Genomic DNA, 13,768 nt, shown 5'->3' on the forward strand with positions numbered 1-13,768 from the left:
GCATCTAGTTCAGCCCATTGACAGCGAGAGTGCATTGACCTGAACGCCGGCAATGCCCGACACGAGCGCTGCACGTCCGGCGGGCCGCAAACCGGTCGCCACGACAGGACTCCCGCCGACGTCGCACTCAGAGACCATTCCCGTTCTTCATGTCGCCTTTCTAAGGGACCGGCCGCGACCAGCGTCAACCCGCAAGGGGTTCCCCTGCGCTGCGCTCCGGTGACGCCTGCGGCGCGGCCCCTTCTTCGGGCGCCATCGGGAATGGTCCCGATGCAACGAAGGAGACACCACCATGGCTACCACGATCGCAACCCTCACCGAAAAGACCGACGGCACACTCGAAGGCATCTTCGCCACCATCCGCGTCAACGCCCCGATCGCCCTCGTCCCGAACGCCAACAAGGCGAGCGAGGAAGCCCCGGACTACCGCATCATCCACCGCAAGACCGGCTTCGAGATCGGCGCAGGCTGGAACCGCATCTCCCGCCAGACCGGCGAGGAGTACATCTCTACGAAGCTCGAAGCACCCGAAATCGGCGTGATCTTCGGCAACGTCGCCCCCGCCCCCGGTGGCGAGCCCGGCAAGAAGGTCATCCTCTGGAACAGCCCGGCCTGAACCGGACCGCCGGCCCCGAAATCGGGGCCGGCGTCCTCATTCCAAAGGAGGCCGCCATGAGCCGCTACACGATCACTGTCACCCGAACCGCATCCCGCCACGCTGACCCGGATGCCACTATCGGCTACGACCGCCCGCTTCAGACGTTCTTCCTCCAAGCATTTCCGGACGCGGATGGCGAGGATCTTGAACTCTGGCTGGGCAGGGAGTTCCGGGAGTTCGAAACACTGTCGCAACTGAGGACCGCGGCAATCGCACGCGGTTTCGACTTCATACCCTTGGCGTCCGGCATTCTTCACAAGCTGCTGGACGACCATGCCCGCGAAGCGCATCACGCGGTCAGCGACACGATCATCCAGGATCTCCTTGAGCGGACGTCCGCGCGCTGATGCAAATTCAGAACGGAAATAGCCCGGCACGGCGCCGGACTATTTTTTTGCTTGTCTGGCAAGATTACTTGTTCAGCGCATCCTTGAGAGCCTTGGCTGGCGTGAACGCCAGTTTTTTCGCGGCGGCAACCTTGATCGTCGCGCCAGTCGCGGGATTGCGAGCCTCGCGCTCCGGCGTTTCTTTGACTTTAAACTTGCCGAAGCCGGGGAGGGAGGTCTCGTTGCCGGCCACCGCCGCCGCGGTGATCGAGGCGATGACCGCCTCGACGATGGCTTTTCCCTGAACCTTTGTAAGGCGGTGCTCGCCTGCAATCTTGTCGGCGATTTCATTGGTGGTGGTCATTTCATGTCTCCGCATCGTGTTTGACCCGGAATCCCTGCCATCGCCATCAGGAACTGTCATCGACACGCTGCTGCAAATGGCCGGAAACTCCGGGATCTCCACAGTTATTCACGTGCGACAGGTCAGATGACCCGAAGACGGGCATCGAGCCCGCCTTCGGTTTCGGGTGCGATACGGAGAGGAAATGTCTGCTCAGTCCGTCCGAGGATGTCATGGGTGCATGACGGCATCAAGGACGAGCGGTGCCCCCAATTTTGCCTCCGCTCCGGTTCCCTGCGCTCCGACAAAATCGGCTCCCCCACTCGCCGGCTCCGCCGGTCGCTGGCGCGATCCTTGACCCCGCCACGCCCCCATGACCGCGCGCGTCGTCTTTCACAAACGTCAAGGAGACGACGATGCTTCTGGAACAATACATTGAAGAGCTTTGCCTCGAACTGCGCGAAGCAATCGACCCGGCCGAACGCCGCGAAATCGAATCCGAGCTGGAGCTAGCACGCGCCGAACTGGCCGTGATCACCGCAGAGCAGGAAGGCGCAATCGACGCCGAGCCACCCTTCTGAGGGAGGCCTTTGCCATGTCGCCTGGTGTGATGCGCCGGGTCGACCGGCGCGTCACGCCCGAAGCATCGCTTGGCCGTCCCTCCATCCGTCATCGATCAAGCAATCACCTCTCGCGGTAAACGTGATCTCGGGCCGTAGCCGCGCCTCCGCTTCTGCCGCAGGAGTTGGAGGAAGAGCCCAACCGCTTCCTCTTCCGTCTCGAAATGATGGATCAGTCTTTGGCCTCTGGCACCGATGCGGCCCCATCGGCGGATCAGACAGGCTTCGCCGAACAGGTTGTGCTCGATCGACATCGCATAGTAGCGCGCCATGTTCTTCCTGGCGTCCGTGCGTTCGACATAGAGCTGGTAGCGCTGCGCGATCATGGAACACAGAATCGGACACGGAACTCTTTGCGTCCAACGACATATTTGAATCGGCCGGTGTTGATTGATTCACGGCGATGATGATTGGTGGATGACCCGGGCGAGCCGCTTGCGGCGGACGGTGCTATTCACTTTCGCTCACGGAGTCCGCAGGCGGTCTCCGCCCATTCGGGTCACGCCCCTCTCGCGGTTGCCGCGCCCTAGCGCGATTGTCGGGCGTCAGGGGAAGCGGAAAGACTGCAGGGCCGGCTGCGCTCGGCAAGCGGTCACGGCGCCTGCCGGCGCCGTGGTCTATCTCTCTCTGACTTCCTATTGTCGCATTCGCCCCGGCGGCCTCAAGGACATCGCGGCCCCTCCAATTTTTCCGCCGCGCCGCTGACGCGACACGACGAAAAAATCGGTTCCTCCGCTCGCCGCCGCTGGCGGTCGCTAATCGCGATCCTTGACCCCTTGGGTCGCCAATGCGGGCGCCTTTTCGTCAGAACGAAAAGGAGGCTTCTTATGTCTGATTTCAACTTTCTCATGTTCTATGCCAAGCTCGCTGGCTTCAAGCTTCTCGTGAGCGCAAACCGTATCGGTTGCGAGGATGAATTCTCAAAGACGCTCCACGACCGCCTGCTGGCCGGTCTCGATGCAGCGATCGACTCGACGCGCCACATCATGGATCTGCAGCGCGAGCTGCTTTCTGGAGATGATCCAGACGGCATGATCTCGTGCGAGCTTCAAGGTGCGGAAGAAATCCTCGCCCGCTGCAGGATTGTCCTGCTGGATGAGTTGGAGATCGATTTCGACACCCACGAATATCGGGTCGACGGCGGCGAGTGGTATAACGCACTGTCGGCAGACTGCGACGGCATCGAGATCAGCTATCCGACGACCGTCTCTGTGAGCGATACGGAGATCGGTCCCCTCGCTACGATCATCCGTGATATTGCGCGCGAGACCGGCATCGCCATCAGCGTTGCGCGCGTCGTCTACGATTGAGGTTGCAGGGCGAGAGGCGGCGGAGCCGCCTCTCGCCTTTCGTCTTTTGCGTTGGCTTGACCGCTTGCAGGCATCGAGCCTGCGCACGGTTTTGAGGAGAAAGACTTGCCGCCTCTCCCCTCAAACTCCCCTCTCCCTGTGGTGCGGGTCGAGACCCGCCCGGCCTTTCGGGCCGGTTAAGCGGACGCTGCCGCGACTTCCCCAAACAAGACGGAGAGGACGAGTACCTTGCGCTACGCCCTCATGCTTCGGGCATTCGCTCCAGGTGCTCGTCCTCTCCTGCGGGGCGCTCGCCGTCTCATCGTTCGCATGTCGTTGATACCCGTCACCTCCGGTGACGGTTCTCTCGACTGCTCACGACGACGGCTCGCTTCAGCATCTTCTAACCAATCGGCCTGGCCACCGTGCTGTTCCTCGGGCGCGGATCACAGGCCATAGCCTGTGATCGCTGTTGCTTTGTCTGACGACTCGCAACAGCATCGGCGCCTCGGGCACGGTGGCCAGGCCGATTGGTTAGAAGATGGCAGGATAGGCTATTGGTATACCATTAGCCGTTTCGCCCGAGGGGCGATCGCCTCAAAGGCGAGCGAGGGTTTCCCGGTCTTTCATTTCTCAAACGAAACAAGGCCATGAGGGAGAGACGTCGAGCCGGTAGGAGGGGAGGCTGGGAGCCGGCTCTTTGGGGCAAGAGTCTCCGGCCGCTGTGAAATGCAGCAGCATCTAGGAGATCAGGCGCTTGCGCTAATCGGCGAATGGGCGAACCCGTCGATAGGTGGTTCGCCGATTGGACCGGCTTGCGAATGTGCGAATAGGCGAATCCGTGCATATGTGAATAGGTGCGTCACCGTTTGGGCGTATCGGTACGTCGGCGAATGAGTGGAGCAGTGATTGGGCCATCGGGTGAAACGGCAGATCGGCGAAGCAGCAAATCCGTGAAATGGTGAGACACCGATCCGGCGAATGCGTGTTTAGGCGATCCCGTTAATCAGCGAATCGGTGAATACGCAGATCGCTCAATGGGTGTTTGCGTGGGCGCGCGATTGGGCGGCTCAGCGAACAGCTCATTCTGCGAACAGGCATTTGAGCGATCCGGCGCATCGGTGAATGAGGGATTCACCCATTTCGCGAAACGGTGAAAGCGCGTCCCCGCGGTCTGCGTCTTTGGACATTCCCTCAATTGGCAAGGTTATAATCGCAATCCTGGTTGCTGCGGTTTTCGCAACAACCAAGACGGCGACAACATGACTTCGGCAACGCCTCTATTGAAACCGTCAGCGTTAGCGGGGCCAACTGAGCGACGTGATCAACCGAGCATCTACATATCTACCACGGACCCCGACATGTCTAAGTATCAGGCTTTTTCCCGCTTGAGCAAGCCATCTGCTACTGATAAAATTATACCGGAGTATAAGTTATTCATTCGGTCAAAGCTGCGGACCAGGCGGTATTCAGTTTCTTCAAGAATGGGGTTTGACACTGATACACAATCGATCCCTCCTGACGAAAGAATGGTACAAGGTGCCATTTTCAGCGGACTGCCCGGGCTGTGGTGCACAGACGCGGTCCGCCGCTGTCGTGGTTGGCCCTTCGAGTTTGTTGGGTGACGCAGGGTCCGCGCCGGGATGCGAAATACTGGTGAAGTCCCACGGGCCACTTGATGCATTCGCATTCGTCGAGGCGCTGGGCGGCCAGACCGAAAATGTTGAGCGATCCGTCGTCAATCGCTTCCATAGCGCCTTCGCTTTTCTGGGCGGCCAATTGACATCGATTTGCGAACACTGCGCAGAAAATCTTCCACCCGCTGCAATCCGCTCCGCGGTCATGAACGGCTTTGTTCGACTTGGCCAAGAGCGCCTTCTAGTGAATGAGCGCTTGCTACTCTTTGCCTCTGACGCGGTGCTGACGGAGTTTTGTGGGGAGACCTCTATAGAGGAAAGCGCAATGCGCGATCCGGATTATGCACTCTTGCTAGTCTGCGACACGGAAAGCGAAATCGGCGAAACCGGCACGATCGAACTCTGGCATAGCGTTGCACGTGATGACTACACCATCGTGGTCAAAGGCCACGAGGGCCGCGAGATGTTGCGCGACGCCTTCAACGATGACCTGAAGGACGTCGTGACAACCATCTTCGACCTCGGTTTGATGCTCACCCAGCTTCACCTAGCTCAGCCATCCTCACCCTATTGCGGGCTTGCCCGCGATCTTTTTCTCGAAGCCCTCGAAAATGCCGGTTATCGGCAGGCAAGCTAGAAAGCAACACTATGCGGACTTTCACGAAGCTCTTCGGATCTCTGGCGGCGATTACTGTGCTGGCCGGATGTGCTCATCAGGTTGAGGGGCCGCGACCACAGCCGCGGGCGCCGTTTGCGTATCTCAGCCTCACAGCTTGCAAAGCCTATCGGGACAACATCGTCGAATGCGTGCTGGAATATGGCACCGAATTCGGACGCCAGCGTCTTGGTCCCGTCCAGGAGAGGGGCCTGTCGATTGCCGACGATGGCCAACGCTACCAAGTCGAGTCCTGCTATCAGGTGACGAGGATACAACCGGAATTGCCCAATTTCGTGTGCCGAATCTCTGTCGCCCGATCAGGTGCGGATGCTGGTTCGGTCCTGGTCAAGGGCGGGACGGCCGTACGTCTCGCCCGCATTTTGGGTGACCGCGAACAGCTCCAGTATCGCTGGAACCCAGACAAATGGTCACGCCTACGCGATTGATTCTTCTCGGGAAACCGTCGCTCCTACCTTTTGCCACGACGGCATAATTACACTCCAGTTAAATTTTTGGGTTGATTTCCGTGGAGGAATGCAGTTCAAATTCTTATACCGCAGTATAATTTGCACTGGTTCAGCCATGGAACGCGTCCCGCTTTCGCCTGAAAACAGACCGCACAACACACGGTCGCGAAGCGCACTGTGGATCGCCGGAACATCGGCCTTATTACTTACAGGTTTTGCCTCCGGCTCAGACGACAGCAGCGGTCATATTAGTTCGGGAATATCGCCACAGGTCGATCATCGTTCGAGCGGCATTGAGCCGAAGGCGGACAAGGTCGCGGTCCTACCGCCACCAAATCCGGCGTCATCTGGTTTTGTTGCTTCGTCGCAGGATGTGCCGACGATCGATTCCACCAACTTCGACGAGCGATTTAACGGACCGATCGTTGAAGATCTGTTCCGATCCAGCGCTGCCCCCTTGGATGTGATCGAAGGGTCGGACAGGGCTGGGCGATCATCCGGAGATGCGGCTGGCAGCACGAATGCACGGCGCGACAGCGCCGTGCATTCGCTTATCAGCGTCTACGCGCACGATCAGTCGTCCGGTCCTCCGATCAACGACCCGGCAACTGACCCTCAGATCGATGTCAGCGCGACGCCGACACAGGCCCGTCCCAGTCTTCTATCCGGAGTCCCGGAGGGCTATGCCAGGCTCGCACTGACAATCGCCGGAAAGGAGGACGTTGACCCGAATTGGGTGCTTTCGGTCATGCGAGCCGAGAATGCCAGTTTCGATCCACGCCTCGTCAGCCCCGCCGGCGCCGTCGGATTGATGCAGGTTATGCCGCGGATCGGTGATGCTTTCGGTGCGACTGATCTGACCGATCCCGAACAGAACATCCGCGCGGGCACGCGGTTTCTTCGCGTTCTGATCGCCAAGTACAGAAATCCTGTGCTGGTCGCTGCCGCCTATAATGCAGGCGAGCCCAACGTGGACCTTCGCCATTCCCTGCCGTTGATCCGCGAAACCGCCGACTACGTCACCCGTGTCGTCGGGTATTACACCGGCACAGCGGCCACGCCGATTGTCTCGCCCACAACCCGAACTTCGGCGAATGTTTCCAGCTCGCCGCGCCACAGTGGGCCTGCCGAGCGGGCAAAATCCCCCATGCTTGTTTTCTCAGCCGCAACGCCGATCCCGCCAGACGTTCGTCCTCAACATGAGGAGGAGCGGAAGAACACCGGTGGGCCGGTCAAAATTGTCAAGGAAGAGGTGTTTAGATGAATCCGATCGCGTTGGCAGTCCAGACGGCCATTCTCTACAGCAGCGTTGCCTGGTCCTCCATGGCCAGGCGAAAATGGCTCGGCAACGCCGCTATCGTGGTTGCCGCGAGCTTGATCCTGCTCATCAGTCAATACGAGCCGGCAGCGGCGCAAAACCTCGATCGTCTGCAACAGGCGGCAGATCGCCTGGTGCAGTTCTTCACCGGCCCGTTCGGTCGATCTGTCGGAGCAATCGCTTTCATCGGCATGTTTCTCGCCGCTGCCTTCGGATACTGGTCCTGGGGCGCCCTCCTGCGCGTCGCCGGTTGCCTTGCCGGCATGTTTGCCGCAGCCGAGCTCGTCGACTTCCTCGCCGGCGGGGGAGCATGACCATGGCGGCAGGAAACGACGCTGACGGTGGTGACGACTATATCGAATCCTATCCCGTCATCCTCGCGCTGACCCGCCCGCCGACGGTCATGGGGATTCCCTACACCTATTTCCTCGCTGAGTGCTTCGTCTCGCTGATGGCCTTCATGATCCTTGGATCCATCCTCTGGTTTCCGGTCTCGTTCGTCGTCCTGCACGGCATTCTCTATGTGCTCACCGTCAAGCTCGACCTCTGGTTCTTCGAGATTGTCGGACGCCTCAGCATGTGTGGCGTCAACCCGCTTGGCCGGAAGCTCGGTGGTGGCGTCAGAACCTACGGGGTGTGAGCGATGAACACGATGGCGAGATCGCTGAAAGGCAGTCTATCGAAGGGTTGGGAAATTTTCGCGGATCGCCGTGTCGCAACCCACGTCCCTTTCTATGTGCCGATCGAAAACGGCATCATTCGCCTGAAGAACGACTGCCTCGTCTCGACCCTGAAGCTCACCGGCTTTTCTTTCGAGACCGCCGATATCGAAACGATCAACATGCTGCAGCGGCAGCGTAACGCCGGCTTCCGTGCGATCTCCTCGATCGGCAGCTTCGCACTCTATACGCATGTGGTCAGACGTAAGGTCGCGCCGTCGTTGCCGTCCGTCTTCGCCGATCCCTTTATGCAGCGCCTCGATCACGTTTATCAGGCCAGCATCTCGAAGAACGAGATGTTCGTGAACGACACTTATGTTTCCCTCGTCGTGCGCCCAATGTTCCGGAAGGGCTCGGCGCTTTCCCGCCTCATGGGCGCCGGCGGCACGATCGTGCGCAAGGAACAATTCCGGGCAATGCGCGACAAGCTGATCGAGGCGACGCGGGCACTGGAGAAATCGCTTTCCGTCTATGCCCCGAAGGTTCTGCGCGACGTGCAACGCATACAGGTTGACGTCGGCGACAACAGGACGATCTTCCGCGACGTCTCAGAAGACATGGTGATTGACGAAGCAGCCCGCAAAGTCTGGTTCTCCGAACAATGCGAGTTCTTTTATACGCTCCTCAATGGCGGACGCGTCCGGCCGATCCGGCTTGGAAACATTCCGATCGACGAGATGTTGCCGGCCCGCAGGACATCGATCGGCAACCGCGTCATTCACCTGCAAGGCGACAGATCGGACGACGATCGTTACGCGGCGATGGTCTCTCTTAAAGAATATCCGCCAGAGACCGGTGCCGGTATGCTCGACTATGTCCTTAAACTGCCATTCGAGCTGGTGCTGACCCAGTCGATGTCCTTTGTCGACGATATGACGGCGCGTAGCCGGATCGAACGGCTGGACCGCCAGATGACGAAGGCCGACGAAGGCGGATCGAGTGTTCAGGCCAACCTTGACATCGCTCGGGACGAACTTGCCCGCAAACGGGTCGCTTTCACCGAGCATCATCTCACCGTGATGCCGATCGCGAAAACCACAGCCCAGCTTGACGACGCGGTCGCCCTGATCGGCAACGAACTTGGCGCACTCGGCGCCTCCTATGTCCGCGAGGACCTGAATGCGGAGCCCGCCTACTGGGCGCAACTGCCTGGCAACCAGGCCTACATCGCGCGCCGCGCACTGATCTCAACGCTGAACTGCGCCGGCTTAAGCAGCTTTCACGCCTATCCCTATGGCAAACCCGACGGCAACCACTGGGGGCCGGCGATCACGATCTTCGAGACGACGTCAGGCACGCCCTTCTTCTTCAACTTCCACCAGGGTGACGTCGGGCACACGACCGTTTTCGGCCCGACCGGGTCGGGTAAGACCGTCATCATGTCCTTTCTTATCCTGCAGGCCTACCGCGTTAGTCCCCACCTGAAGACGATCGTCTTCGACAAGGATCGCGGCCTCGACATCATGGTGCGGGCGGCGGGCGGAACCTACATGACGCTGGAGCCCGGCCAGCCGTCAGGTTGGAACCCGCTGCTGCTCGAGGATACTGAGGAGAACTGCGTTTTCCTCTACGGGCTCCTGAGCTTCATGCTGAAGCCGTCTAAGGAAGGCGAAAGCCTGACGCCGCAAGAAGAATCAATCATCCGCAATGCGATCAAATCCGTCCTCAAGACGAAGGACAGGTCGTACCGCCGTCTTTCGTCGTTGCGCGCACTGCTCGCCGGCAGCGAGAGGACCGAGGGCAGCCTGATCGCCCGGCTCGACAAATGGGTCGACAAGGGGCCTTACGCCTGGCTCTTCGACAATGCCGAGGACAATCTTGATATCTCGCGACCGATGATCGGCTTCGACATGACGTCGATCCTCGACGATCCGACGGTGCGCACCGCAGCCCTTCTCTACATGTTTCACCGGCTGGACGAGATCTACGACGGCAGGGCGCCGATCATCAATCTGATGGATGAAGCCTGGAAGCTGCTCGACGACGACGAGTTCAAGCGCACCATGAAGGACTACTTCAAAACCATCCGAAAGCGGAACGGTCTCGTCATCTTCGGCACGCAGTCGGCCGACGATGTGGTGCGCTCCAGCGTCAGCCGGACGATCATCGAACAGACATCGACGAACATCTTCTTTGCCAATCCGAAGGCGGATGAAGGCTCCTACATGGATCACTTTGGCCTGTCGCGGGCAGAGTTCGAATGGGTGAAGAACGGCGATCCGAGCTCGCGTTTCATGCTGATCAAGCAGGCAAAGAACAGCGTGATCGCCCGCGTGGACATGTCTCACATGCCGGACTTCATCAAGGTGCTGTCCGGTCGCGAGGAGACGGTCCGCGAGGTGGAGATGCTGCTCGACGAATATGGCGACGATCCAAAAAACTGGCTGTCGAAATTCTGCGACTGGGATGGGGTGGCGGTCGATGAGCAACGCAAAGCGTCTTGAGAGAGCCGCGGCCGGCGCTTTCGCCATCGTCGCACTTTTCGCCGGAACCGCGGGCCATGCGCAGCTACCGGTGATCGACAACGCTCGGCAAAAGATCCAGCAGGCGACCCTGAACTGGTATCAGTCCTATCAGGCCGATACTCGCAAGGTCAAAGGTGCCTCGGGCGGCACGACCGATAGCTTCGCGCCCGGTCAGGGTTCGGGGGCGCCCGCCGATTGCTCGGCCGACGGCATGGGTGGAAACGCTGCACCGGCTGCGCCAGCCCAGCGGACGCCGAGCCAGCAGGAAGTCGCCAGCATGGTCGAAGAGGAGGCGATCCGGCAGGGTGTCGATCCGAATTTCGCACTGGCGATCGCCGAGCAGGAGTCCCGCTTCCGCCAATCGGCACGGTCGGCGGTCGGCGCCACCGGTGTCATGCAACTGATGCCGGGTACCGCCGCGCAGCTCGGCGTCAACCCCTATGACACGCGCGACAATATTCGCGGCGGCGTCAAATACATCAAGCAGCTCCAGGGGATGTTCGGCGACCGCTACGACCTGATCGCCGCCGGCTACAATGCCGGCCCCTATCGGCTGTCGCTGCAGAACGGCCAGATTCCCAACATTCCGGAGACCCAGGACTACGTCAAAAAGGTCTCTGCTTATTATGCCCGCAACAAGGCTCAGAATGGCGATCGGACGCCAACGGAGGCCCCAACCGAGACCGAAACCGCCAGCTACGGGAATGGCTGCGGCGAGCAGTTGAAGAAGGCCGTCGACCGCAACACGCAGGCGCAGGTCGAGCGAGGTTCGGTGTGGAACGATCTGCTTGGAAAATCCATCGCAGCGAACCAGCAATATCTCCAGCGCCTGCAGGCGGGGCTGCAATCGTCGTCGGCAAGCCTGCGCGGCAGTGGTGGTGGAAATTCCGGAGATCACGACGGCTCGCTTGTCATGGCCGAGATTCGGTGCCCGACCAACATCATCGACACCGGTGGCACGCGCTGTTTTGCCGTGCCGACCTCTGCCACCACCGAACAAATCCAGCGCTGGCTGTCCGACCTGCAGGATGAGGCGCGCAGCAATGGCACGGTTGCGACCTTCACGGCGATGCAGGATCCAGCACTCGGCCTCGTCACGGTCGTCGATTCCCGGCCGACAGCAAACTGAACAACGAAGTGAGGTTAGGCATATGAAGACAGCAGTGATCGCACCGGCATTCGCCATCCTACTCGTCTCACACGCACATGCGCAGGTCCCCGTCAAAGATTCGGAGAACATCTCCATCAGTCAGGACATTAAGCGCCTGTCCTCCGAGATCCAGCAGGACACCTCCGTCGTCAAAGACAACACGACGAAAACCCTTCAAGCGATCACCGGAGACCGGACGCAGGATGCCAGCCAGTTTGCAAAGCTCGCGACCGGCAATGGCTTCAGCATGGGACAGGCGCCAGACTTTAGCACGGTGCTATCGAGCAACGCCGCAGTGTTCGGTGGGATCGGCGGCCAGTTCCAGAACACCGCAGCCAAACTGATCAACGGCCTCAACCTCGTGAAGATGGTGGTCGATACCGTCAAGGGCGGCGAACTCTCGGGCGCAAACCAGGCCTATTCGCAGGGGATCAATGCCCTGACGACGCTGACGGCCCTTACCGACGCGATGAACAGCGCCACGAAAGATCGGCAGAACTCGTTCATGCAGGCCACACAGCAGATCGGAACGGCGAAGGATCTGAAAGGGGCCTTGGAGGAGAACACCCAGATGGTGCTTCAGGGCAACCAGACCGCCAACGAGGCTGTCGGCTCGCTGAACAACCAGGTCATGCTCCTGAACCAGCAGTACAAGGCAGCCCTTGCAACGTCGTCGCAGAACCTCAAGACCTTCGCCCCGCTTCCCGACAGCGTGATGCGTGACGGTGCGACGCAGACGCAAGGCGCTTCGGTTCGCGATCAGCTGAAGGCCCTTGAGGATCAAAACCAGTGAGGGCGTTTCTTGTCTTGATGTTCACCGGTGCAGTGCTCGCCGGTTGCGCCGGAAAGTACGAGCAGCTCGCGAAATGCTCGGCTGACGAAAACCCTGTGCCGGCACTCGGTTTCGTATCCGAGCCCACGACCACGGCCGTTGAGAATGCGGTCGCGGGCGCCGTCAAGCACGATTGCGGCCCGATGCGACCGGTCAATAATTTTCAGGATGACACATGGATCCCGTCAGCTACGCAATAAATTTCTATGGCGACGCGCTTCGATATTTCGACAAGATCAACGAGGCCTCTCTGGAAAGGGCCTGGGGGCTGTTTGCCGAAAACAGCAACCTCGTTTCCGGCATCCTCGCGATATTCCTGATCCTCTATTTCCTCTGGGGCGCGCTCGGACTGTCTAGCGTTTCGCTTCAGGACATGGCGATCACAGCATTCAAGATCACGCTTGCCTATGCCCTCATCATGTCCTGGGCGCTCTTCTACGACAATATCGGCCAGTTCGTGCTGTCGGCGCCCCAGGATCTGGGATCCGCGATATCTTCAGCGATGGGTGGGCAATCGGCCGGAACGGACATCGCCCAGCAAGTCGCCAGCATGTCGCGAAAAGTCTACGACTTTGCCATGCAGCTCTTCAATTCCTACGAGTCCGGATGGCTGCCGAATGTGACAGGCGCCGTCGTCGTCTTTATCGTGCTGGTCTTCGGACTGCTGCCGATGCTGCTGATCCTCACAGGCGTCACGCTCTTTGCCAAGATGATCACCGCCGTCATGCTTGCAATCGGTCCGATCGCCATTCTCTGCTATTTCTTCGGCATTACCCGCTTTGTCTTCGACGCCTGGGTGAGGGGCGTTGCCTACGGCATGTTCATGCTGCTCTTTACCTATATCATGGCCGGGCTGTCGTTCGGATTCCTGATCGGCATGATGGATACGATCAACGGCGACATGGCCACCAAGGAGAACGCACTGGCGATCGTGCTCGCCATGGTGCTCTACCTCGCGCTGATCTCCTATTTCATCTTCCAGGTACCGGATTTCGCCCGGACCTTCGCCTACGGCGCGGCCTTCTCCAGCGTTCCGGGCGGGGGTGGCGTGGACACGGCCTACAATACCGCGCGCAGGCGCCTCTCCTCCAGTAATTCCCGCGCCGGCCAGGCTGCGGCAATAGCACTTAGCACGCTAGCCGGCCCAAGGGGCGCCGTGACGGCCGCGGCACTTGCGGGTCGCGGCAGTGTCGCGGGCGCCGGCGCTCTCGGCCGTATGCTTACCAATCGCCGTCGCAACAGCGAATGAGGCTGTGGCGACGAGGATCAGAGATTTACTCATTGCG

The 13,768-nt window shown here is 59.9% G+C and carries 15 protein-coding genes; 13 read left to right on the forward strand and 2 right to left on the reverse strand.

Annotation, left to right across the window (positions count from 1 at the left end):
• The first annotated feature begins 292 nt into the window (after positions 1–292).
• Together BJ928_RS33525 and BJ928_RS33530 are read left to right on the forward strand one after the other, a co-directional pair.
• Positions 293–616, forward strand: coding sequence for a DUF736 family protein (locus tag BJ928_RS33525; protein WP_047636037.1), 324 nt, complete (start codon positions 293–295; stop codon positions 614–616).
• 56 nt (positions 617–672) lie between these two features.
• Positions 673–1,005 (forward strand): hypothetical protein, encoded by a 333-nt coding sequence (locus tag BJ928_RS33530; protein WP_047636036.1) that lies wholly within the window; start codon positions 673–675, stop codon positions 1,003–1,005.
• Positions 1,006–1,069: 64 nt separating this feature from the next.
• On the opposite strand, the gene BJ928_RS33535 is transcribed toward BJ928_RS33530, so the two are convergent.
• A complete protein-coding gene (locus tag BJ928_RS33535) occupies positions 1,070–1,363 on the reverse strand; it encodes an HU family DNA-binding protein (protein WP_275507241.1) in 294 nt (97 codons plus the stop codon).
• A gap of 380 nt (positions 1,364–1,743) precedes the next feature.
• Between BJ928_RS33535 and BJ928_RS39010 the strand changes: the two genes are divergently transcribed.
• Positions 1,744–1,908 carry a hypothetical protein gene (locus tag BJ928_RS39010; protein ID WP_168600508.1) on the forward strand — a complete coding sequence of 55 codons (165 nt, stop codon included), beginning with the start codon at positions 1,744–1,746 and terminating at the stop codon, positions 1,906–1,908.
• A 95-nt stretch (positions 1,909–2,003) separates the two neighbouring features.
• On the opposite strand, the gene BJ928_RS33545 is transcribed toward BJ928_RS39010, so the two are convergent.
• A complete protein-coding gene (locus BJ928_RS33545; protein WP_047636034.1) occupies positions 2,004–2,273 on the reverse strand; it encodes a WGR domain-containing protein in 270 nt (89 codons plus the stop codon).
• A 501-nt stretch (positions 2,274–2,774) separates the two neighbouring features.
• Here BJ928_RS33545 and BJ928_RS33550 point away from each other — a divergent pair.
• The 10 genes from BJ928_RS33550 (at position 2,775) to BJ928_RS33600 (ending at position 13,731) form a co-directional block, all read left to right on the forward strand.
• Positions 2,775–3,257 carry a hypothetical protein gene (locus BJ928_RS33550; protein ID WP_047636033.1) on the forward strand — a complete coding sequence of 161 codons (483 nt, stop codon included), beginning with the start codon at positions 2,775–2,777 and terminating at the stop codon, positions 3,255–3,257.
• A 1,470-nt stretch (positions 3,258–4,727) separates the two neighbouring features.
• Positions 4,728–5,510, forward strand: coding sequence for a hypothetical protein (locus tag BJ928_RS33555; protein WP_244509913.1), 783 nt, complete (start codon positions 4,728–4,730; stop codon positions 5,508–5,510).
• Positions 5,511–5,521: 11 nt separating this feature from the next.
• On the forward strand, positions 5,522–5,977 hold the full coding sequence (locus BJ928_RS33560) for a hypothetical protein (protein WP_047636032.1): 456 nt from the start codon (positions 5,522–5,524) through the stop codon (positions 5,975–5,977).
• A 136-nt stretch (positions 5,978–6,113) separates the two neighbouring features.
• Positions 6,114–7,262, forward strand: a complete 1,149-nt coding sequence (locus tag BJ928_RS33565) for a transglycosylase SLT domain-containing protein (RefSeq protein WP_047636031.1) — start codon at positions 6,114–6,116, stop codon at positions 7,260–7,262.
• Positions 7,259–7,630 (forward strand): TrbC/VirB2 family protein, encoded by a 372-nt coding sequence (locus tag BJ928_RS33570; protein ID WP_047636030.1) that lies wholly within the window; start codon positions 7,259–7,261, stop codon positions 7,628–7,630. The genes BJ928_RS33565 and BJ928_RS33570 overlap by 4 nt, the downstream gene beginning before the upstream one ends.
• 2 nt (positions 7,631–7,632) lie before the next feature.
• Entirely contained in the window at positions 7,633–7,956 is a 324-nt protein-coding gene (locus tag BJ928_RS33575; RefSeq protein WP_244509917.1) for a VirB3 family type IV secretion system protein, read from the forward strand.
• Between the two features lie 3 nt (positions 7,957–7,959).
• The gene (locus BJ928_RS33580) at positions 7,960–10,479 is read left to right on the forward strand and encodes a VirB4 family type IV secretion/conjugal transfer ATPase (protein WP_047636028.1); all 2,520 of its coding nucleotides are present in this window, start codon (positions 7,960–7,962) and stop codon (positions 10,477–10,479) included.
• Complete coding sequence (locus tag BJ928_RS33585) at positions 10,457–11,629, forward strand: lytic transglycosylase domain-containing protein (protein ID WP_047636027.1); 1,173 nt, start codon at positions 10,457–10,459, stop codon at positions 11,627–11,629. Before BJ928_RS33580 ends, BJ928_RS33585 begins: the two co-directional genes overlap by 23 nt.
• Before the next feature lie 22 nt (positions 11,630–11,651).
• On the forward strand, positions 11,652–12,443 hold the full coding sequence (locus BJ928_RS33590) for a hypothetical protein (protein WP_047636026.1): 792 nt from the start codon (positions 11,652–11,654) through the stop codon (positions 12,441–12,443).
• 214 nt (positions 12,444–12,657) lie between these two features.
• Positions 12,658–13,731 (forward strand): type IV secretion system protein, encoded by a 1,074-nt coding sequence (locus BJ928_RS33600; protein WP_047636025.1) that lies wholly within the window; start codon positions 12,658–12,660, stop codon positions 13,729–13,731.
• Positions 13,732–13,768: the final 37 nt, after the last annotated feature.

This window comes from Rhizobium sp. WW_1, assembly GCF_003610155.1.
GTDB lineage: Bacteria > Pseudomonadota > Alphaproteobacteria > Rhizobiales > Rhizobiaceae > Rhizobium > Rhizobium tropici_A.